This window comes from Ferrimonas sp. YIN67 (genome assembly GCF_057219095.1).
The window spans coordinates 157172-179103 of the sequence record NZ_JBXVVJ010000005.1 but is presented as its reverse complement, the minus strand read 5'-3'; the positions used below and the strand labels follow the sequence as shown (position 1 = coordinate 179103).

Here is a 21932-nt window from a genome sequence, read left to right as displayed (position 1 = left end):
TCAAACGGCCTTGCCATATCGAATCACATCATCCCGTCGACCGAGGTACTCCATTAACCCTCAACCCGATCTCGTCCATTCGCCTTCGCTCGATAGAGCATGCTGTCAGCCATTCCTATCAGCCGCTCTTTGTTATCGTCACCGCAAATGGACATTGCCGCTAAGCCTATACTGGCGGTTAAAAAAGGCTGCGTCGGCGATCTTTCGTTCGCGAAATTGAGTTTCCGGATCTGCTCCATTAGATTTTTTGCGAGGTGCCTGGCCTGTTCTATTGAGGTGTCACCCCAGATCAGCGCAAACTCTTCCCCCCCGTACCTTGCACACAGGTCACCCGGTCGATTGACAAATCCTCTAAGCAAGCTTCCCACCTTAGTGAGACATTCGTCGCCGGTTTGATGGCCGTAGGTATCATTGAGCAGCTTGAAGTGGTCCAGATCGATGATCGCCAGGCTAATCGGTTTCTTTAACCGAAAACATCGCCTCCACTCTGCATGAAGAAACTCATCAAAGACGCGGCGATTAGGGATCTTCGTAAGGCCATCCAGCCTGGCAAGCTCCCTGACTTTCTCTTCGGCCAACTTGCGCTCGGTGATGTTCTGATGAGAAATCACATAATAATCTGTACCCATCGCCCTTAGCGGAGTCGTGCGCATCATGAACCAGCGTTTCTCTGTGGGGCTATGGCAGGGATATTCAAAATAAAATTTGCCAACCCTACTTTCGATGACACTTCGAATGCCCGCTCCGGCCCCTGCCCCGAACTCATCCCCCATCGCGGCAGCTTTATCGCACTCCTCCAAATAGTTGATCCCCCTCCAATCATCACCAACAAGGCAATCGTTACTGCTTCCAAACACCGTCCAGCTTTTATTGGTAAAGCAGATCACTCCCGCTTCATCTATCACGACAATATGCTCGGTGATCGAATCTAAAACCAAATTCAAGAAAGTTTCTGAGTTTTCCATTCTCAACGCCCTTAATCATTGGGATCGGCTTTAACACCCTGTTGCGCTTACCAAGCACTCCGGAGCCTTTCTTCCAAGCAAAGGCTTGCCCGTTGGAGTGATTGGCGTTCGCACATAACCGATATCACAACACTAGACCCTTTGCGCCCGGCCTGCATCGGACTGAGTCTCAGCGACCGACCCAAGAAGAGGGGGGAAACAGGGCTGAGAGAAAACGGAAAAATGTCACAGCGTTTGAGTCGCTTCACGGAAAAGAATCAGGAGAATTGAGCGGTAGTACCGCTAACGCAGAATTCAGATCAACGCCTTTACGGTGCCCACTGCGATTTGGGTTCCTTAATACTCTTCCAACCGTGCTGTGATCCCTCATCCGATAGAGGGCGTAGCAAGCAGGAGACATCGCCAACGCCTTCGAGGAGGCATCATGCATGTTAATCAACTGAGAAAAGGGATGGTGATCGAATGTCACCAAGGGATCGCCACCATCTTAGCCATTGATCCCGTCAATGACACCGTGTTGGTCGAACGGCAAGACAATCACGGCCACATGACTGTTCGAGCTAAGGATATCGAGTGTGAGCCCGGACTCCATGCATACGAGGATCGCGATTACTGAGTGCTTAAAGCAGGGATGCTGATCTCAGGGGGTATCGTTCGGTTGGGCGCTCAGCTGGTTTAGCGCAGTCAGCGCCCGATCGGCAACCTCACTTTGCACAAAGATATGGTCGTGATAATAGCCCGCCACCACATTCGCGCTGATCCCCGCCTTGGTCAAGCAGGTCGAAAAAGCGGCGGTCAGCCCCACCGCTTCCAGGCTGGAATGCACCATCAGGGTGATCTGCCGGTAGCTCCCCTCAAACGGGAGCTGGGCGGCCTCTGCAGACACCTTGGTTAAAATCAGGGTCAGCCCCTCTTGCTCACGAACGCTGGCCAAAGGCTCCAGCGCTGCGTACTGGGCCAAGGTGCCGCTGACGGTACAAAACACGTATTCATCCTCCATAAGCTGCGGCCGCATCGAACTCAACAGCTTACTCAACTCCATGATCCCCGCCATTGGCCTGCTCTCCATTGTCCCGTTTACCGAGGCAGTTTACCTTAGCCTGGGACTTTGTACACGACGCTTGAGAAGAAGGCTTCGAACCCCTCACCGGCCTCGGTCAGCTTGCCCTGCTGGTAGTCAAACGTCAGCATGGCAAAGCGTCCCAGGGCCAACACCTGTTTTCCACGCCGGAAGCGATAGAGGAAATCGCAACCGTAACGGTGAAAATTGGCCACGGCAAACTCACCGTTAAGCGTATCGAAACAGCGTCCCTCACCGAGTAACTTCAGCGAGATCTCGCCGTTGATCAGTGGTTGGCCCAGCACATCCCCTCCAGAAAGCTCGCGCTGTCGAAAATAGCGCAACATGGTTTCGTTACAGAGCTCAACAAAATGGTTGTTGCCGACATGATCGCCGCGATTGACTTGATTCGAACCAATCGTGAACTCGGTCTGAAATAGCGGGGGGTCGGGAAAATCGATCTGGACGCGTTGACGCATTCGCGCCTCCTCAATGCGTTGCCAAAAAGCAAAAGAGTCGATCCCCCGGTGCAAACCGGAGCGGATCGACCCTAAAGGGGATGGCGGTTACAACCGAACGTAGTCGGTCAACTGGGCCTGTCGCTTCACACCAAAGTGCGCACGACACTGGGCCTCATCCGCAAAGCTGGGCTTGGCAAAACGCTGCCAGCCGTTGCCCCGACAGTCCTGGGCACCCTCGCGCACCGTGGTCACGCTCTGGGCCGCCGCCGCCACCTGCTCCGGTGTAAAGGGCAGGATGGCAAACTCCTTACGGGCGAACTTATCGGTCATATCCCGGTAGTGGGGGGAGTCGGGATTGGTGGAGATGGAGTAGGCCAGCACTCCCTGGGCCTTGACCCCTCGAGGGGTGAATTCGGTGACCATCAGCCAGCTGCCGCTGGAACCGTCGATCTGAGGATAGCCCTCAGCCCCTCGGTAGCTCGCCTCCATCTTATTGAAGACTCCGACATTCTCTGGGCCGCCATGCATGGGGATCTTAACGCCGCCCTTTTCGGCAAACTGCAACTCACCCAGGGTCGCATCCAGGGCGATGCCGTCACCATTAAGGCGGGACACCGCACGGGCCAGGGCATCCAGCACCTTGGGGTTGTCCCGGGTATCCAGGCCCCTTGGGGTGTTGAGCAGATCCTTGGGATCGAAGGGGACCGCATAGTTAAACTGAGGCGGCAGCCAGCGGTGTTTATGCTTCAACTTGGCTTCTTTGAGCGCCTCGGCGATGAATTCACGGAACAGGTGGGCCCCCCGGCTGTCGAGGTTGTCGTGGCGGTCCCAGCCAGCCAGCGCATCACAGGCCGGCGTGAGATCCACACGCTGGCCATCCACCGTCCAGTCCGGGTTGGCGCGGCACAGGGTGATCAGATCATCAGTAAGCAACTGTCCGGCGGTATTCTGGTTGGAGAGCATCAGGGACGACAGGGTATCGCCATCAAACTTGTTGCCCGCCGCCAGGTGGTCCGCCACCATGGTCAGACCCGAGCGGGTACGCAGGCTGCGCTCGCTGCCCTGACTGCCCAGGCTTTGACGATAGCCATCCAGGGGCTGATCAGGGTTGGGCAGCCAGTAGCTGTCGTTGGAGTTGGTGACATAATCCCGACGCACCAGGTGGGGCTGGTTGGCTGGCCCCAGCAGGCCCGGCGCACTGGCATCGGGATCCGTACCCCACTGACAGGCGCTGCGGCTGCCATCCAGGGCCTTGCCGTAAAACACCGAACACTCGGCCAGCTGGGTATCGGTCAGGTTGGCCATGGGGCCCACGTCGGCGTACAGCACCGCCCCCTGATCGTCGGCAGCAATCAGGTTAACCGGGGTGAACTGGTATTGCTCCTGGGCGGCGAGCACATCCTCAACACTCTTTGCCCGGTAGTAATCCAGGGTGCCGCCCTGCATGCCACGGGGGCCTTCATCGGCGATCTGCAAGGCAAAGGCGATCTGCTCATTCCAGGGAAACTGCCCCACCAGGTAGCCAAACTCGGTCTCGAAGAAACTGTGCCGGTGCGCCTTCACGCTGCCGTCCGGCTGCTTCACCGGCACGCTCACCGAATGCTCGGTCATCGCCCGCTCTTTGCCATCCACCAGGTAGTGGAAGGGATCCTTGGGGCTCAGTGCCAGCTGGTAAAAGCTGTAGCGGGTGGCCGTAGAGACCGTATTGGTCCAGGCCACGTGTTCGTTGGTGCCAAAGCCGACACTGGCCCTATCGATGGCGTTGGCCCCCAGCACGTTCATCACCCCGGGGATGATCTGGTGCATGGGGTAGAAGCGCCAGGCGGGCTCCCAGTTCATATGGGGATTGGCAAACAACACCCCGCCACCGCTGACGCTGGCCTCGCCGCCGATGGCGACGCCGTTGGAGCCCTTGTCGTAGGGATTACCCGCGTCCTCGGCCAGGGCCAACAGCGTCTCCAGAGGCTGTGCCGCCGAGGTTTCTTTTTGGGGAGGCCGAGCGCTGATCAGGAGATCGCGGAAATTGGGCAGGAAGAAGGGGGTCAGGTGGATCCGTTTCACCAGCTCTGCATCCACAGGCTGCACCCACTCGGCCCCGGCACAACGCCCATCCGGCCAGCGCTCAAGCGGTGTGTCTGCCAGGAAACGGTTGTAGCCCGCGGCATAACCCTCAAACAAGGCCGCCATCTCCGGCGCCACCTCAACCTCGTAGCGACCGCTTTCAATGATCAGCTGCTGCACCAGATCGGTTCCCAGGTTGTTCTCCTGGGGGCCAAAGTAACGGGACAGCTGAGCCTGGTACTTGAGGAAGTTTTTCGCCAGGTGACAGACGTTGTCCTGGGCCGCCGCATAGCCGGTGCCAAAGCCCAGGCTGGCGAAGTCATTCGCTTCAATATGGGGGAAGCCCCCGGCGGTGCGGGTGATCTTGGCCTGGTAGGTCGGCAAGTCGACGGGCTGCACGGGACTGCGCAACGACTTCTCCCCCAGGCAGCCGGTCAGCAAGACGCTGCTCGCAAGTAAAGCCCAAAGGCCTTTGGAATGGCTTAGAACGCTCATCATTGATCTCCTATCATGCTGTCCAGGCCACAATAATCTGGGTAGGGCTGACAGCCGCCGGACACAAACTGTTTCTGTGGTGGTGCCGAGTCCCAGGCTTCGCTCGCCAGGATCTGATCGTCCTCGCCCTGCCGATCGATACAGCCCGCGAGGGCCATCGCCCCCACACACAAACCGATACGCCACTGTGCTTCAACCATGCTCCCTCCGACTTACTCGATAATGGCCGGATTGGGCTCAGCAGGCCCCCCCAGCATGGGACGATGGGATGGGGGCTGAACACCGCCAAGATCGGTCACGCCCAGCTCCTGGGCCAGTTCGGCGGCGATCCAGACCCGGCCTGAGCGCTCGAGCAGATCGTCCCTTTGTGCCAGCGCCGCGATCACCCGACCGCCAAACTGGGGCGACTCGGCTGCGGCCGCCAGCTCGGCATACTTGTCCGGCTCGGCCGCGAACACTTGATTGGTCCGCTCGGTCGCCACCAGCCCCAGCCAGAGTGAGATGCAGCCGACCCCGTAGGGCTTGAGGTCCACCGCCATATCCGCGGCAAACTTATCCACCGCCGCCTTGCCCGCCCCATAGGCCGGTCCATGCATATAGCAGCGTCCACCAAAGGAGGAGGTGTTGACGATCAAGCCCGATCCCTGCTCGCTCATGATCTTGGCGGCGTAATAGGCAGCCACATAGCTCGAGCGCATCCCAACATTCAGAATGTCGAGCATCTTCAGGCTCTTTTGGAAGAATGGCCCGGGTTGCACCAGTTCATCGGGCAGGGCGATGGCATTGTTGACCAAGAGATCCAGCCGCCCCTGCTCCCGCTGGATCTGGCCAAACAGGGCTTCGACCTGGGCGTCATCGCCATGATCGCACACCACAGCAATGCCCTGGCCGCCCGCCTCGGTCACCGCCTGCGCGGTAGCAAACACAGTGCCCGGCAGCGGCGCATCCCCCTCCTGCTGGCTGCGCCCGGTGACGTACACTCGGTAACCCGCCTCGCCCAAGGCGATGGCGATCCCCTTACCGACACCACGGCTGGCCCCGGTGACCAAAGCCACAGGCGGGGCTACGGACGCGATTGACGTGACGGATATGTCAGTCGGCTGGCTCATGCGGCATCCTCCTGTCCCCGGGACTGGGCTTGACTGGCAATATGGTTCGCCGCTAGGTAGCCAAAGGTCATGGCCGGGCCTATGGTGGATCCCGCGCCGGGATAAGTTGCTCCCATCACCGAGGCGGCGGAGTTGCCGATGGCGTATAGCCCGGCGATCGCCAGGCCGGCGTCATCCAGCACACAGGCATCACAGTCGGTTTGCAGCCCGCCCTTGGTGCCGATATCACCGGCATCGACCCGCATGGCGTAGTAGGGGCCTTTCTCCAACGGAGCCACACAGGGATTGGGCTGCACATTGGGATCGCCGTAGTAACGATCAAACAGGGACTCCCCCTTACCAAACTCCGGATCCTTGCCCACTTTGGCATGCTCATTAAAGCGCTGTACCGTCTCGGCCAGCGCCTTGGGATCTAGGCTGATCTTGGCCGCCAGCGCTTCCAGGGAGTCGGCTTTCTCAAAGCAGGCACGGTGGCGCCGGGAGAGGGCGCTGTCGGGCTTGGCGTAGCCAGGAATGAGTGGCCCGGCCGGGTATTTATGACGGAAAGTGGCATCGAAGATCATGTAACAGGGAACACCCCCCTCGCCCTTTTTCATGGAGCGATACATGGCATAACCGATGTCATTGTAGGGCGCACCCTCGTTGACAAAGCGTTTGGCGGCACTGTTGACCAGGATGCAGCCGGGCAGGTTGCGCTCGACAAACAACGCCCGCTGCTTCTCTTCACCATCCACGTACACCGTCGGCGCCCACCAGCTGTGCTCCATCAGGGCCGTAGCCGCCCCCAGTTGCTGGCCCGCCCGGATCGCATCCCCGGTGTTATGAGGCGGCGCGGCACTCCACTGGGCATGGGAGGGTTGAGGATGGTACTGATCCCGCATCTGCTGGTTGCGTTCGAAGCCGCCGGCGGCCAGAACCACCCCGTGGCGCGCCTGGATCCGTACCGGCTGTCCCTCCCGCTCGATCACCACACCGGTCACCCTGCCATCCTCCCTGACCAGTTCGGTCATGGGGCACTGGAGCCAGAGGGGAATATCCTTTTGCATCATGGCGTAACGCAGGGCGCCCACCAGGGCGTTGCCCAGACACAGGTAGCGATCGCGCTTGGAGCGGCTGCGCCACACCAGATCCCGGTAGTAACGCCAGAGGATCTTGAAGGTGACACCCAGCCAGCCCTTGCCTCGACACATCAGGATCCGCGCTTCCTTCATCCCCAACGACATGCGCCCCATCATCAGGGTGCCTGGCGAAGGCTCACGCAGTCGGTCGAATTCCGCTCCCAGCTTGGCGGCATTGAACGGCAGGGGATCCATGGAGCGATAGCCCGGCAGGCCTCCCTCGACCTCGGGGTAGTAATCCGTGTATTCACTCTGGGCTTCGAAATGCACATCGGCGTCGTGTCGCAGGTAATCCACCATCTGGCGTCCCTGCTGAACATAGGTCTCGATGCGGCCATCCTCTACCACGTCATCGCCCATCACCCGCTTGATGTAGGCAACGGCATCCGCATCACTGTCCTGACCGCCCAGCGCACTGATCCTGTGGTTGTTGGGGATCCAGATCCCGCCACCGGATACGGCAGAGGTGCCGCCATACTTGTCACTCTTCTCCAGTACCAGGACCTCCTGGCCCAGATCCTTGGCCCGAAGGGCCGTGGTCATGGCACCGGCACCGGACCCCACCACTACCACGTCGACACTGTGATCCCATTGGGTTTGATTCTGCTGACTCATGTGGAGCACTCCTTAAACGTGGTAGCCGCCGTCGACGGCGATGATCTGGCCCGTGGTGTACGCGCTGCGGGGGGAAGCGAGATAGGCCACGGCCTCCGCCACCTCCTGTGGTTGGCCAAAGCGCGGCAGACACAGGCTGGCCTTCACCGCTTCCTGCCAGGCTTGATCAAAATGGGTCTCTTTCAGGCGCAGGAAGATCCCGGTTTCAATTACGCCGATGGCGACCGAGTTGGCCCGGATCCCATGGCGCCCCTCCTCCTTGGCGATCCCCTGGATCAGGGATTCGATCGCCGCCTTGGGCGCCACCGATAACATGTCCTTGGGCGGATAGCGCAGCAGCCCTGCCGAGCTGACATGGACAATGCTGCCCCCCGCCGCGCGCAGATAAGGCAGCGCGGCGTGAATGACCCGATAGAAGCCATGCAGATCGGAATCGATCACCCGCTGGAACAGCTCAGGGGAGGTATTGCCTATGTACTCCTGGGGAATATCAAAGCCGGTGGCAAAGACGATGCTGTGAATGCGGCCGTGACGCTCGGTCAGATCCGCCAACAGTTGCCCGATCCCCTCACCATCCGCCATCGTCAACTGGTGGGCCTCGGCACTGCCGCCACTGCCACTGATCGCCGTAACCACCTCGTCGGCCCGCGCCGCGTTGCTGTTATAGGTCAGTGCCACCTTGCTGCCGCCATGGGCCAGACGCTGGGCGATCACCGAGCCGGTCCCGCCACTGCCGCCCAAGATCAGGGCAACGCCGTCCTGGGGAAACTCCGCGATAAAATCCATTAAGAGGTCCTGCTGTAAGCCCGGTGCAGTTGTGAAACCGGACGGCAAAATCGATGCTTCCATCCTTGCGCGGGAAGGGGAAAAAATAATCGTCTAAAGGGACTAACGGAGAGGGGATAGATGGGGGCAGGGAGCAGGGAAAGGCAGAAAACAGAGAAAAGCAGAAAACAGAGAAAAGCAGAAAACAGAGAAAAGCAGGGGGCACAACGCCAGCTCTTTGCTCTTCCTGTCTTCTGTTCCCTGTCAGCGCAGCGTCCTGTGTTCGGTCGGTGCATGTGCTGAGTGCTTACCGAGCTTTTCCCTGGAACCTAGGCTTTATCCCTAGAACCTAGTGCCTAAGCCCTTCCCTAGAAACCGCCCTTGAGGCTGACACAACGTACCCCGCCGGGCAGGGCCATGGAGGGGACGCACAGGTTGCAGTGATCACACTGGTTAGGGTAGCTGGCACCGTCGACCGCAGCCTTGTTGATCATCTCCGGATCGCGAATAAGCGCCCGGCCCATGGCAACGAAATCAAACCCCTCTTCCATGGCCCGCACCATGCTGTCTCGGCTTGAGACACCACCGAGATACACCAGGGGCACAGAGACCGCATCGCGCATTTTTTTGGCCTTGTCGAGGAAATAGAGCTCCTCAAACTTGGATGGGCGGAACAGCTTGGGCCCGCCGATCTTCATGAAAAAGGCCATCACCGGGTTCTTCTCAGTTTGGATCATCTGCTTGAGCGGGCTGCCGCCACGGAACAGGTACATGGGCGTCCGCGCAGTAAAGCCACCACTCATTACGATGGCGTTGATCCCGGCCTGCTCCAGCATCTGTGCACATTGGATCGCATCATCGATCTGAATGCCACCACGGAAGCCGTCGGACAGATTGAGCTTACACAGGATGGGAAACTCCTCCCCCACCGCCTTACGCACAGACGCCAGCACCTGCAAGGGCAAACGCATTCGGTTTTCCAGGCTGCCACCGTATTCGTCGGTCCGTTTATTGGTATAGGGACTGATGAACTGGGACAGCAGATAGCCGTGGCCCATGTGGATCTCCACGGCATCAAAGCCAGCCCGTTTTACCAGCGCGGCGGCATCATGGTACTCACCCAGGGTCTTTTCGATGTCGGCTTGGGTCATGGCGCCGCCAATGGGAAAGCCGGAAAAGGCCCCATAGTGGTTGAAGGTGACGCTGGGCCCACGGGGACGGGGCAGATTCTTGGGCTTGTTTCGACTGAAGAAACCACAGTGGGACAGCTGTGCAGATACCTTGCCTCCTTCACCGTGTACCGCATCCGCCAGCAGCTTGAGGCGATCAAAGATCCCTTCATGCATCCACATCTGATCGGCAAAGGTCAGGCCATCCGGCGACACGCCGCAGTAAGCCACCGTGGTCAGGGCGGTGCCGCCGGCGGCAATCCCCTGGTGATGGGCGATCAAGGCGTCACTGGGGATCCCTGCAGGAGTCATCCCCTCGAACGTTGCCGTCTTGATCACTCGGTTACGCAGTGTGGTTCCCGCCAGAGAAACCGGGGCAAACACATTGGCTGCATTACTTTTAACCTGTTCCATATCAATCCTTTAATCTCTTTTGTCGCCATAGGCAACGAACTCTTCCACTTCCATCTCATAGCCTGAGATGGCGGTAAAGCTTACTGGGTAATTGAGCAGACGCAGGCGGCGAACGTTCAGATCTCGCAGGATCTGCGCCCCGACGCCCAACATTCGGTGCTTGAAATTGGGCGGAGTTGGGATCGGTGCCTGGGGCTCGGCATAGCGGGCCAGTTGGCTCAATACCGCCTTGGGGCTCTCCTGGGCTGCCAGCAGCACCAGCACGCCGGTCCCGGCTGCGGCGATCGCCTGCAGGGCGCGCCCCACATCCCACTGCTCTGGCCCGGCGTCGGAATGGGCACCGAGCAGATCTCGAACCATCTGGGCCGACTGAACCCGGACCAAAACCGGCTCCTCGGGTTTTATCTCGCCCTTCACCAGAGCCAGGTGCAACACTCCCTGATATTGATCTTCATAGGCCACCACCTCAAATTCACCGTACTTGGTGGGCAGGGTGTACTGGGCATCTCGTTGCAAGGTGCCCTCATGCAGCAAACGGTGATGAATAAGGTCGGCAATGCAGCCTATCATCAGACCGTGCTCCTGAGCGAAAGCCACCAGGTTTTCCCCCCGGGCCAGCTCTCCTTCATCATCCAAAATGGCGGCCAGTACGGCGGCACTCTTGAGCCCCGCCAGGCGAGCCAGGTCGCAGCCAGCCTCGGCGGCGGCAGAACATCCCATTACCCCACCCGGATGAGTCAGCACGGGAAACACATGACCCGGTTGCACCAGATCCACCGGCGCTGCATTGTCCGCCATTGCCGCTTCAATGGTGCGTGCTCGATCCGCGGCGGAGATCCCCGTGGTTACCCCCTGTGCCGCCTCGATGGAGACGGTAAAGTTGGGTCGATTGCGGGAGTGACTTCCCGCCATCAAGGGAAGCTTAAGCTGCCGACAGCGCGCTTCGTCCAGCGCGAGACAGATCAGCCCTCGGGCCCGGTGAGCCAGGAAGTTCACCGCCTCAGCATCACAGTGCTGTGCGGCGACCAACAGGCTTCCCTCGCTGCCAGACTGGTTCTCATCGAGCAACACCACCATCTCGCCTCGCCGGATCGCGGCAACCATCTCAACGGCCGTATTCAGTTCCATCGCCTCACCCTGATTGCGCCTATTTTGCAATCAAGATTCAGGCCTCGGACCGAAAAAAGCATCGTCCAATAAGACGACCGCGCACCTTGGCGAAAGGCGCTGACAGGGGCAAACCAGCCCTGTTCATCATCCCTAAAATCCCCCCCGAACAGGACAAACCGCTTACATTAACGAATACAGGTCTCCGCTCCCAATCCCCGGCCGAGCTGGATGAGCGCGGACTTATTGCACATTGGTAAACAAGGCGTTTATGCTAGGCCGGACAACACGGAATGTGACAACGATCCCAACTAAGGGGCGGATAATCATAATGATCACAACCAGCCAACCACCTATCGATGTCGATAGATTCAGCGGATTGATCGGTACCCTGTATCAGGGGCTGGAAGACGACATCCCCTGGAAAGCCTTCCTTCGGAAGCTTCAGGATGCCGTGGGTGCAAAATTTGCGACCTTTATTTTGCGCCCCCCAAGCCATGATCTCGACGGACTGATCCTCAGCACCGGACGACCCACGCAGGATGCCATGTCATCCTATAACAAACATTTCTATGCCCTGGATCCCTTTGTCGGCGTACCCAGTGGCCACGTCGTAACTCTGGATGAGTTTATTCCCGAGCACGAGCGGGAGAGCTCTGAATTCTTCCGGCTCTACCTTGCCCCACTGGATGTCTATCATATTGTCGGTACCGACATCATCACCCCCGACGGTGCCACCTGCAGCCTGCGGATCAGCCGAGGAGCCGATGGCGAGCCCTTTGGCACACATGAGAAAGAGATTGTCCGCCTGTTTATTCCCCATATTGAGCAGGCGGTAAAGATCCACATGCAGCTCAATCGCATTGAAACCGAGCGCAATCTCTATGCCGGTGCCGTCGATCAGCTGGCGGTGGGCACCATTATCCTGGATGAGAAAGGCAAGGTGTTGCAGGCCAACCAGGTGGCCCAGGAGCTGCTGGCAGAGAAAGATGGGCTAAAACTGGTCAACGGCGCATTACAGGTGGGTTCCAGTCGGGATACCTTGACCTTCCGCCAGATGGTTAAGCAGGCCACCGAAGCCCAGCACAACAAGCAGCCTTCTGTGGTGGAAGCCCTGAGGATACAACGCATGTCTGGTGCTTCGGATCTGGGGATTGTCGTGCGATCCATCCCCAGTGTCGATTGGAGTGAAGGCAAGCAACAACCCGCCGTGGTGCTGTTTGTCTCCGATCCGGATCGAAAATCCCGAGCTCCTCAGGAGGTGGTCAAGGCCCTGTTTGACTTCACGCCGGCAGAGTCACAGCTGGCCATGCTACTGGCCAATGGCCTGACCCTGGATGAAGCCTCGGAGCATCTGACCATCAGCCGCAACACCGCCCGGGCGCACCTGAGATCCATCTTCTCTAAGACCGGCGTCACCCGTCAGACCATGTTGGTTCGACTGATCCTGCGCAGTGTCGCCACCCTGGGGTAGGCAATCAAGTTGTCAGAAAAAAACCAGGTTCCAGGAAAGAGCCTGGGTACTAGGAAAAAGCCTAGGTTCTAGGGCAGAGCTTGGGCTCTAGGGAAGAGCCTGGGCTCTAGGGAAAAGCCTGGGCTCTAGGGAAAAGCCTGGGCTCTAGGGAAGAGCCTAGGTTCTAGGGAAGAGCCTAGGTTCTAGGGAAGAGCCTAGGTTCTAGGAAAGGCCGTGCTTTAATGCTTTACCTAGCGCCTAGCGCCCAGCACCCAGCTCCTAGTGCCTAGAACCTAGCACCCAGCCCCTAGTGCCGAGCACCTAGCACCCAGCACCTAGCATCTAGCACCTAGCACCTAACACCTAACACCTAGTACCTAATACCTAGCACCTAGCGCCCAGCCCCTAGTACCTAGCACCTAGTACCTAGCACCTAGCACCTAGCGCCCAGTACCTGGCGCCCAGTACCCTGTACCTAATACCTAGCTCCCCGTTTCCTGCCCCTCCCTGTCATCCGATCCTCCGCCGACGAAAAAATTGATCCAGCACAAATCCACCCTCTTCTTCCGGGCTCGTCTCCGTCCCATCGTCAATTCGGACGATGCCTGGATCCGGGTAGGCCCCAAGAATGGAGTGCAATGAAGGCCCACGCCCCCTAGGGACGAATTCAGCAAACGGAGCAAGAGCATGAGCGCAACCCATCGCATTGAAGCCCAACCGATTCCAGAGCGTTACGCCCGTGGTTGGCACTGCCTCGGCCTGGCCGAGAAGTACAAGGACGGCAAAGCCCACACCCTGGAGATCTTCGGCACCAAGCTGGTTTGCTATCAGGGTGAAGATGGCGAATTGCGGATCCTGGACGGTTATTGCCCTCACCTGGGCGGCGACCTGAGTAAAGGCTGCATCGAAGGCAACTCCATCCGTTGCCCCTTCCACGACTGGCGTTGGGATGCCGACGGCAAGTGTGATGATATCCCCTATGCCAAGCGCATTCCGCCACGGGCCAAGATCAAGGCCTGGCCCCTGTGCGAACAAAATGAACTGCTGTTTGTCTGGAACGATCCAGAAAACAACCCACCGATCCCTGAGCAGGCGATCCCCCGCGTCAACGAAGTCTATGACGACGCGTGGGCCAACTGGGTGATCGCCGAAATGGAGATCGGGATCAACTGCCGCGAGCTGGTCGACAATATCGCCGACAAGGGCCACTTTGGTCCGGTACATGGCGCACCGATCAAGACCTTTACCAACATCTTTGAAGGCCATCTGGCCACTCAGATCATGGAGGGCAAGAGTGAGCGCCTGGCCGAAGATGGCGAGATCCGCACCGAAGCGACCTACTATGGCCCCTCCTACCAGATCACCCATATGACCGGTGAGATGCATGGCAATCCGATCCACTCCATTTTGCTCAACTGCCATGTGCCGATCGATCAAAACAGCTTCCAACTGCGCTATGGCGTGCTGGTCAAGAAGGTGCCCGGGCTGACCGATGCCGAAAATCACGAGATCGCTCAGGCCTATGTCACCCAGGCCCAGGAAGCCTTCTATGAAGATGTGGAGATCTGGGACAACAAGGTACGGATCGACAACCCCATCCTCTGCGATGGCGACGGGCCTATCTACCAGTTGCGCAAATGGTACGATCAATTCTATACCGATGTGGGTGCCCTGACCGGCGATGAGAAACAGCAGCAGCGGTTTGAAGCCCACAACCTCGACGCGCTCTGATCATTGCATTCAGTAACCTCGACGCCCTGCCCCTGGCAGGGCGTTTTATTTGGGTAACTGCAGCTGAGCCACCTCCCCTGTCGGCAGCAACTGCCCGTCACCGCGCCGCCACAGTTCGGCCAGCATCAATCGATAGATCGCTTCGACATAGGGACGATGTCGGGAGAAAGCGCCGCCGTAGGCTAAATTTGGATTCCACAGCATGGGCAAGGGGTTGGGCTCCCACAGCACCATCTCGCCGTGTCGGTCCACACCATAGTCCACGGCCATCCAGTCCAACTTCAGGCACTGGCGATACCGCTCAAAATCCTGATGAAAACGACAGTGACGCTGACGGATCAAGGCCAACTCCTCTTCCCGTGCCGCATCGCTGTCGATCCTGTCCCTGGCGTGGACACACCAGTTGCGCGACAGGATAAGGTGGCGCATCAGGCCACCGCCCCCCACCAGCATGTAGCGATACTTACGAAACAAGCCGTCTTCACCACGGGTATCGATAAACTCGCAGGCTGCCGTCTGGCGAAACTGCGCCCACGGCACCGCCAGATAGTCGGCCCGGTTGGCGATCCAGATCATGGGACGTGTGTGCGTCGCGTTATCCCGAACAAAGAACGGCAATCCGACCTCGGCCACCAAGGCATCGAAATCCGAGTCCTTCGAACATAAGCAGATCCGGGCACAACGCAGCCCGGCCTGAGCCGCCAGCATCAGTGCCCTATCCTTGACCGTGTTGCTCAGGCTCGACACAGGGTTGATCACCGTCAACCCCAGTTGTTGATAGGATTGCTCAATCTCCCGAACCCTGGCATAGAGCCCAGGATCCCGCTCTTTCACCGGATCCTTCATCCAGGGCAGCAGCAAGAGATCCGTGTCGCGCCGAGCGGCCCAGGGCGAGTCGATGTGGGTGATCCGAACACGACGAAACAGTCTAGGGTGCACCGCTCGCAGCCAGTTGAAGAAATCGAAATTGAACTGGTGGTCGTTTTCGGTCAGCACCTGCCAAGTCGGCCCGTCGCCCCTGGCGAACCGCACATTACGAGGCCCGTAGTCTATCCAGCGCCGTAGCTTTCGCCGCACACGTCTTCCCAGGCTTTGGGTCATACTTCCCCCCTGTCGTAGCGATAAAAAGCCAGGGACAAGAGAGTGCCCAGCTGAGTCGGTGCGCAAGAATGGCCATTGGGACCAGGCTCCGTAATGGGAGGAGGGGTGATGATCGGTTTTGTCAGGGAGAAGGTGTATACGGCTGTGCGACGCCCGGAGGGAGTCCTCGTCACCGATCCACACCACAGGTGGAAGGCCCGACCGTACTGCCGCTTTCGTACTACTCGCGCAAGGTACGCCACCATTGACCCCCGGTAACAAACAAAAAATTACGCAGGAAAGGGGCTGAGTGTAGTCAATAGCGATTCAAAGCGGAGACCAATTGCTCAGCCTCCTCAATCCAGTCCTACTCGTAGCCCCAAGGGGCGGGCGGCGGGGTGATTGGTTTGGTCAGATCAAAGTCCACCCGAAACTCCCGTGCATCTCGGGTCAGTTGGTAGGTAAAGCGGTCCGGATAGATCTGCATGTGCCAAACATTGCCATTGGACTGGGGAAATCCAAGGCGTGTGAACAGATCTTTGGAATAGTCATCCGCCGGGAAGGCTTGATAATTGGCGTACCCCCGCTGCTGAGTGTGACCCCCATACATGGTGGTCTCATCATCACTGCCATCGGCCTCACGATGATCATGCTTAAGCAGAATTCCGGCACCGGTTTGTGTCAGGATCCAGGTTCGTGACGCATTGTCCCCAACATGAAACGGAATGTGGATCTGATCCTCAGCGCACTGACGCACATGCATCACCAGTCGCTTTCCGCTAAAGCCATCGCCTTCCCGCCCGCCGGAAACAATCTTCCCCTCGAACGCCTTGCCGCAGTGAAGTCGAATATTGTCAAAGAAACCGGCCTGTTCCGGGACGGTCGTGGTAAAAGCCGCATTGCTGGAAGTGCTGATTAAACATGCGCAAGCAAATGAAAATACTACTTTATTCTTCATTGTTCTCTCCCTAGTAAGGGGGAGCACTATAGGCGCAGGACAAAAGCCCGAGCAAACCACCTGTTCAGGTGAAAATCTCGAACTCCTGCCCAATACCAACGTTTCCCACCGAATCTGTGGAACTTAAGCGTGATCTCCACCCGCTTTAAGACGCCAGTAAGTATGAGAAACCGTTTGTATTCATACTCAACTCTTACGGACTAACGGCCAAAATACTTCTTCTGCGGTATCCAGATTTTTGACCGGTAACCCGAAGCGTTTCTGCCGCGCATGGGGAATGTAAGCGGTCCGAAAGATCACATCCCATAGGAACAACGAGGTCGCATAGTTTCCCGTCAAGCGACCATAACGGCCCATGCCATGGTGAGCATGGTGGGTATCCGGCGTCACCACAACCCGCTCCACGACCCAGATCAACGGCTTGAGCCAGCGGATCTCATACAGGGGCAGATCCCAGCGATAGGGCAGATGGGTATAGATCCCTATGATGAAACTCACCACGACGAAGGGCCAGTAAGCCTCCAGCAGACCAAAGTAGGCGGCAAAGGCACCAAACCAAGTCTGCGGCCGTAGGAAGGGCCAGAAAAAGTTATAACGAAAGAGCACCAGCATCCCCATCTTGTCGGCGCTGTGATGGGTTCGGTGAAGTTTCCATAGCCACTTCTTCTCATGGGCCCAACGGTGCATCCAGTAAAACACCAGCTCCTCCAATGCCCAGATCAAGCAGAATGCCAGTGCGATGTTCATCCCCGACAAACTACCGGCCATGCCGGGAAACGCCCAGGCAAACAGCAGACCGAAGGAGACCCCCATCAGCCGCCCCGAGATCGCCTGACCCATAAAGCCTCCCAGGCTCTTCCAGTAATCGGGCCACCGCCAATGCCAGTTATCCCGGTAGAGCCAAAAGCGCTCTATCAGCAAGCCCAGCACCAGGGTGGCCACAACGGCCAGGGTCACGAACTGTTCCATATTCATCTGCAATCCTTCGCCTCACTATTTCACCACATGGTTAAAGAACTTAGTGAAGCGATGGAACAGCGTCAACCCCTTCCATAAGCGTTTTTGTTTTAGCAGACAAAATAAACCCCCGTTCCGGCAACGGCTTCATGTTAGCCTAGAGACAGTACAGGGGAGGGAGATCCGTTTTGGTTCAAGCAATGGAAGGGCGACAGGGGCGCCGACAGGGTACCGCCACCCGCAACGACATCCTCGATAAGGCCGAGGCCCTGTTCGCCAGAGAGGGGGTCGCTCGAGTCTCACTGAGAGAGATCAACAAGGCCTGCGGGATCAGCCAGGGGGTGATCCACTATCATTTCGGTGGCCGCGACGGCCTGCTTGAGGCCCTGCTGCGCCGACGCTTTCCTACCCTGACTCAAAGGCGTCAACAACTGGTCCAGGCGCACCTGCTGGACAACCCCAAGGTCGAGCTGAGTGATCTGTTGACGGTATTGGCACGCCCCCTGGCCGAGATGATGATCGACGGCGGCCCCCAAGGCGAGCGCTTTGTGCGGGTGCTGGTGCAGCTGCATCACGAGCGTAATCCAGTATATATTCAGGTCGCTGGCCAGCAACTGGGCAGCCTCGGAGTGCATCTGCTCGATCTGCTCTATGAGCTGTTGCCGGCTCAACCGAAGAACCGGGTGGAATTTCGCCTGCAGCTGGCCCACAACACCATCTTCGCGACACTCGGCCAACTGACCGAGCCCCACGCCCCCTGGCAATTAGGCCTGCAAGCGGCTCCCCTCTCCCCCTGGCAGCGGCTCGATCTGCTGCTGGAGACCTTGGCCGCAGGCTTTGAACCGAGCTGAACCTGAGGTCTTTTTGATGGGATAGTGATGATCGGATCCAATCGCGGACTCGGGTCAACTCGGCGAAAAATTTCGCAAAATGTAACCAAGAGTAACCAAGTGCATGGGGTCCGTACGGGAGGGGATAAACACGCTACCATGGCGTCAGTTTCCACCACCTTGCAGGACTCCAATGAGAAGATCTTTGATTGCCGCGGCCGTGCTCCTCGGCCTCGTTGCCACAGTTACACTCCGTCCCGGAGAGTCGCCCGAAGCGGCGATGAGCTATCAGACACAGTCCATCCAGATCGGTGAGATCCGCAAAACCGTGGCGGCCACCGGCACCCTGGCGGCGGTGGATGACGTGGTGGTGGGGGCTCAACTGTCCGGCCAGATCACCCAAGTCTATGTCGACTTCAACGACACGGTCAGCGCCAATCAACTGCTGGCCCAGATCGATCCCCGCACCTTCCAGGCCCGACTGGATCAGAGCCAGGCTCAGGTGGCCAGGACCCAGGCCGATCTCCGCCTGCAGCGGATCGCCATCGAACGGGCCAGGGTGAACGCCAACCAGGCTAAGCGCGAGCTGGTGCGGGCCCAGGCGCTGGTGGCGGAGAAACACATCTCCGAAGATGAGTTGGACCAATACCAAACCCGGGTCAGGCTGACCGAGCTTGAACAACAACAGGCAGAGGCCCAGTTGAGTGCCCTGCAGGCCACCCTGTTGAGCAATCAGGCCAGCCGGGATCAGGCCCAGATCGAACTGGACCGCACCGAGATCCGTGCCCCCATCGATGGCTTCGTGATCAACCGCACCATCGAAGCCGGCCAGACGGTGGCAGCCAGCCTGAATACCCCTGAGCTGTTCACCCTGGCCAAAGATCTGGCCCAGATGGAGATCGAGGCCTATATCGATGAATCGGATATCGGCCAGATCGCCCTGGATCAGCGAGTCGAGTTTAACGTGGATGCCTTCCCGGACAGCAGCTTCAACGGCCGGGTGCAGCAGATCCGCCGGGCACCGCAGACCAATTCCGGGGTCGTCAGTTACACGGTGATCATCAGTGCCAATAACCGGGCCGGCCAGCTGCTGCCGGGCATGACCGCCAACCTCGAACTGCATATCGACAACCTGCGGGATATTCAGCGAGTGCCCAATGCCGCCATCCGCCTGGCAGAGCGCCAGGCCAAGGCCCAGCCTCAGGAGAAAGGGGGCAAAAAAGGCAAAGAGCGGGGAGGTCGTGGCGGTTCGATGGCCCTGCTCAACCTGACCGATGAGCAACGCCAGCAGATCCGCGAGGCGAGCCCCAAGCGCAATGCCAGCGCGGGGGATCCCCGAACCGCCGAGCGCAATCGGGAGCAGTCCCGGCAACGGATGAACCAGCTGCTGGATCGGATCCTCACCGACGAGCAGAAAGCACTGAAGGCCAAGATCGACAGTGGGGCGATCCGTCCCGGGCACCTGCTCGTGATGAAAGACCAAGCGCCCGAGCTGATCCCGGTTCAATTCGGGATCAGCGACGGTGACTTTACCGCCGTGCTGAGTCCGGATCTGACCGGCATCGATGTGATCACCCAGATGCGGAGCCAATGATGTCCATCGCCATCGAATGCCGGCAACTCAGCCACAGCTTCCCCATGGCCGGGGAGCGCTTCCAGGTCCTGTCCGAGATCGATCTGACCATTGAAACCGGTGAGATGGTCGCCATCATAGGGCCATCGGGCTCGGGAAAGTCCACCCTGATGAACATGATCGGCTGCCTGATGACCCCGGAATCCGGCGAACTCACCCTGCACGGCCGGTGCACCACGGGGATGAGCAAAGACCAGCTGGCCCAATTACGCCGGGACCATATCGGCTTTATCTTCCAGCAGTTCAACCTGCTGGCCCGCACCTCGGCCCTGGACAATGTGATGATGCCCCTGATGTATCAGGACCAGCTTGTCCCCGACGGACGCCAACGGGCCATCGACTGCCTGGAGCGGGTCAACCTGGGCGATCGCCTCGACAACACCCCGGCTCAGCTGTCGGGGGGCCAGCAGCAACGGGTAGCCATCGCCCGGGCGCTGATCAACCGGCCCAGTATCCTGCTGGCCGATGAGCCGACCGGTGCGCTGGACAGTAAGACCAGTGGTGAGATCATGACCCTGTTCCGCCAGCTCAACCGTCAGGGCCACACCGTGGTGTTGATCACCCACGAAGCCGAGGTGGCCGCCCAGGCGGATCGCATCGTCACCGTCCGCGACGGCCGACTCCTCGACGAAAGCCAAACCGCACAGGAGGGCGCGGCATGAAACTGGTGATCACCGCCCTGCTCTCACTGCGCCGCAACCTGATGCGCTCCATCCTCACCACCCTGGGGATCGTGATCGGGATCAGCGCCGTGGTGATCATGTTTGCCCTCGGCGAAGGCGCCCAGCGAGAAGTGGAAAAGCAGATCGAAAGCCTGGGCAGCAACCTCTTGATGGTCCGCGCCAGCTCCAGCAAAAGCGGGGGCGCGGCCGGGGCGGCCGGCAGCCGAGATCGAGTCCAGCTGGCGGATGTTGAGGCACTGAAACGGGAGATCCCCGAGATCGTCGCCGCCGGAGCCAGCAACAGCCGCTCCGCCCAGATCATCGCCGGTAACCGCAACTGGAACAGCTCGGTATCCGGGATCAACGCCGATCAGCTGATCGCCGCCAACTGGGAGCTGTCCGCCGGACGCGCCTTCACCGAAACGGAGATCCGTAACAGTGGCCGGGTGGCGCTGATCGGCGAGACCGTGGCCCGGGAACTGTTCGATCAACCCCACTATGCGCTGGGGGAAACCATCCGGGTCAACAAGGTGCCACTGGAGATCATCGGCCTGCTCAAAGGCAAGGGCCAGGACATGCGGGGCAACGATCAGGATGACACCCTGATGATCCCCATCAGCACGGCCAACCGCCGGGTGCTGGGCTACAACAGCAACGACGTCAACCGGGTCTCCCGCCTGACCCTGTCCGTCGACGATGCCCAAAACATGGATCTGGTCAGCGAAGAGGCCTTGTCCCTGCTAAACCAAAGGCACAGGATCGGCGCCAGTCAGCCCTCGCCGTTCAGCATCATGAACCTGTCGCAGATGATGGAAACCCGGGCCCAGGCCAACCAGGTGTTTAACTCCCTGCTGGCAGGCGTCGCCGGCGTATCTCTGCTGGTGGGCGGCATCGGCGTGATGAACATCATGCTGGTGTCAGTCACCGAGCGGACCCGGGAGATCGGCCTGCGCATGGCCGTGGGGGCCCGTCCCCGGGATATCCTGCTGCAGTTTTTGATCGAGAGTGTGGTCTTGTGTCTGCTCGGTGCGCTGATGGGGCTGGCCCTCTCGCTGGCCGCCATGGTGGTGATGCAGAGCGCCTTTGGCTGGAGCATGGCCCTGTCCCCCGTCATCATGCTGATCAGCATCGGCGCCACGGCGGTGATCGGCGTCGGCTTCGGCTTCTACCCCGCCTACCAGGCCGCCAACCTGGATCCCATCGAGGCCCTGCGCTACGAGTAAGAGGACGCATCGCAGGGAGGGCCGCTCGTCCCCCTCCCTGCCCTAACGCAGCCTTAAAGTAAATAT

At 59.2% G+C, this 21932-nt stretch carries 20 protein-coding genes; 7 read left to right on the top strand and 13 right to left on the bottom strand.

Annotated elements, in window-relative coordinates; all coding sequences use genetic code 11:
- Positions 1 to 53 precede the first annotated feature (53 nt).
- Positions 54 to 965, bottom strand: coding sequence for a sensor domain-containing diguanylate cyclase (locus tag AC2D8U_RS12705; protein ID WP_484619438.1), 912 nt, complete (start codon positions 963 to 965; stop codon positions 54 to 56).
- Between the two features lie 424 nt (positions 966 to 1389).
- On the opposite strand from AC2D8U_RS12705, the gene AC2D8U_RS12700 reads away from it, so the two are divergent.
- Positions 1390 to 1581 (top strand): hypothetical protein, encoded by a 192-nt coding sequence (locus tag AC2D8U_RS12700; RefSeq protein ID WP_484619437.1) that lies wholly within the window; start codon positions 1390 to 1392, stop codon positions 1579 to 1581.
- Positions 1582 to 1605: 24 nt separating this feature from the next.
- Here the strand turns inward: AC2D8U_RS12700 and AC2D8U_RS12695 are convergent, their stop codons facing one another.
- The 9 genes from AC2D8U_RS12695 to AC2D8U_RS12655 all read right to left on the bottom strand — a co-directional run bounded on the left by AC2D8U_RS12695 (position 1606) and on the right by AC2D8U_RS12655 (position 11360).
- On the bottom strand, positions 1606 to 2019 hold the full coding sequence (locus tag AC2D8U_RS12695; RefSeq protein WP_484619436.1) for an ACT domain-containing protein: 414 nt from the start codon (positions 2017 to 2019) through the stop codon (positions 1606 to 1608).
- Positions 2020 to 2060: 41 nt separating this feature from the next.
- Complete coding sequence (locus AC2D8U_RS12690) at positions 2061 to 2504, bottom strand: thioesterase family protein (RefSeq protein ID WP_484619435.1); 444 nt, start codon at positions 2502 to 2504, stop codon at positions 2061 to 2063.
- Between the two features lie 87 nt (positions 2505 to 2591).
- Positions 2592 to 5042 carry a penicillin acylase family protein gene (locus tag AC2D8U_RS12685; protein ID WP_484619434.1) on the bottom strand — a complete coding sequence of 817 codons (2451 nt, stop codon included), beginning with the start codon at positions 5040 to 5042 and terminating at the stop codon, positions 2592 to 2594.
- Positions 5042 to 5242, bottom strand: a complete 201-nt coding sequence (locus tag AC2D8U_RS12680; RefSeq protein WP_484619433.1) for a hypothetical protein — start codon at positions 5240 to 5242, stop codon at positions 5042 to 5044. The genes AC2D8U_RS12685 and AC2D8U_RS12680 overlap by 1 nt, the downstream gene beginning before the upstream one ends.
- A 12-nt stretch (positions 5243 to 5254) precedes the next feature.
- Positions 5255 to 6151 carry an SDR family NAD(P)-dependent oxidoreductase gene (locus AC2D8U_RS12675; RefSeq protein ID WP_484619432.1) on the bottom strand — a complete coding sequence of 299 codons (897 nt, stop codon included), beginning with the start codon at positions 6149 to 6151 and terminating at the stop codon, positions 5255 to 5257.
- Positions 6148 to 7884 (bottom strand): FAD-binding protein, encoded by a 1737-nt coding sequence (locus AC2D8U_RS12670; RefSeq protein WP_484619431.1) that lies wholly within the window; start codon positions 7882 to 7884, stop codon positions 6148 to 6150. The genes AC2D8U_RS12675 and AC2D8U_RS12670 overlap by 4 nt, the downstream gene beginning before the upstream one ends.
- A gap of 12 nt (positions 7885 to 7896) precedes the next feature.
- A complete protein-coding gene (locus tag AC2D8U_RS12665; RefSeq protein ID WP_484619430.1) occupies positions 7897 to 8670 on the bottom strand; it encodes an SDR family NAD(P)-dependent oxidoreductase in 774 nt (257 codons plus the stop codon).
- 347 nt (positions 8671 to 9017) lie between these two features.
- Positions 9018 to 10232 carry an NADH:flavin oxidoreductase gene (locus AC2D8U_RS12660; RefSeq protein ID WP_484619429.1) on the bottom strand — a complete coding sequence of 405 codons (1215 nt, stop codon included), beginning with the start codon at positions 10230 to 10232 and terminating at the stop codon, positions 9018 to 9020.
- Between the two features lie 9 nt (positions 10233 to 10241).
- Positions 10242 to 11360, bottom strand: coding sequence for a 3,4-dihydroxy-2-butanone-4-phosphate synthase (locus AC2D8U_RS12655; protein ID WP_484619428.1), 1119 nt, complete (start codon positions 11358 to 11360; stop codon positions 10242 to 10244).
- Between the two features lie 310 nt (positions 11361 to 11670).
- On the opposite strand from AC2D8U_RS12655, the gene AC2D8U_RS12650 reads away from it, so the two are divergent.
- Together AC2D8U_RS12650 and AC2D8U_RS12645 are read left to right on the top strand one after the other, a co-directional pair.
- Complete coding sequence (locus AC2D8U_RS12650) at positions 11671 to 12813, top strand: helix-turn-helix transcriptional regulator (protein WP_484619427.1); 1143 nt, start codon at positions 11671 to 11673, stop codon at positions 12811 to 12813.
- Between the two features lie 666 nt (positions 12814 to 13479).
- A complete protein-coding gene (locus AC2D8U_RS12645; RefSeq protein ID WP_484619426.1) occupies positions 13480 to 14523 on the top strand; it encodes a 3-ketosteroid-9-alpha-monooxygenase, oxygenase component in 1044 nt (347 codons plus the stop codon).
- A gap of 45 nt (positions 14524 to 14568) precedes the next feature.
- Here AC2D8U_RS12645 and AC2D8U_RS12640 read toward each other — a convergent pair whose 3' ends face one another.
- The 3 genes from AC2D8U_RS12640 to AC2D8U_RS12630 form a co-directional block, all read right to left on the bottom strand.
- Positions 14569 to 15600 (bottom strand): hypothetical protein, encoded by a 1032-nt coding sequence (locus AC2D8U_RS12640; RefSeq protein WP_484619425.1) that lies wholly within the window; start codon positions 15598 to 15600, stop codon positions 14569 to 14571.
- A 370-nt stretch (positions 15601 to 15970) separates the two neighbouring features.
- Positions 15971 to 16561, bottom strand: coding sequence for a hypothetical protein (locus AC2D8U_RS12635; RefSeq protein WP_484619424.1), 591 nt, complete (start codon positions 16559 to 16561; stop codon positions 15971 to 15973).
- 186 nt (positions 16562 to 16747) lie between these two features.
- On the bottom strand, positions 16748 to 17536 hold the full coding sequence (locus AC2D8U_RS12630) for a sterol desaturase family protein (protein WP_484619423.1): 789 nt from the start codon (positions 17534 to 17536) through the stop codon (positions 16748 to 16750).
- Positions 17537 to 17706: 170 nt separating this feature from the next.
- Between AC2D8U_RS12630 and AC2D8U_RS12625 the strand changes: the two genes are divergently transcribed.
- The 4 genes from AC2D8U_RS12625 to AC2D8U_RS12610 all read left to right on the top strand — a co-directional run bounded on the left by AC2D8U_RS12625 (position 17707) and on the right by AC2D8U_RS12610 (position 21866).
- Positions 17707 to 18369, top strand: a complete 663-nt coding sequence (locus AC2D8U_RS12625) for a TetR/AcrR family transcriptional regulator (RefSeq protein WP_484619422.1) — start codon at positions 17707 to 17709, stop codon at positions 18367 to 18369.
- Positions 18370 to 18541: 172 nt separating this feature from the next.
- Positions 18542 to 19942, top strand: coding sequence for an efflux RND transporter periplasmic adaptor subunit (locus tag AC2D8U_RS12620; RefSeq protein ID WP_484619421.1), 1401 nt, complete (start codon positions 18542 to 18544; stop codon positions 19940 to 19942).
- A complete protein-coding gene (locus AC2D8U_RS12615) occupies positions 19942 to 20643 on the top strand; it encodes an ABC transporter ATP-binding protein (RefSeq protein ID WP_484619420.1) in 702 nt (233 codons plus the stop codon). Before AC2D8U_RS12620 ends, AC2D8U_RS12615 begins: the two co-directional genes overlap by 1 nt.
- Positions 20640 to 21866, top strand: coding sequence for an ABC transporter permease (locus tag AC2D8U_RS12610; protein WP_484619419.1), 1227 nt, complete (start codon positions 20640 to 20642; stop codon positions 21864 to 21866). The genes AC2D8U_RS12615 and AC2D8U_RS12610 overlap by 4 nt, the downstream gene beginning before the upstream one ends.
- The last annotated feature ends 66 nt before the right edge of the window (positions 21867 to 21932 follow it).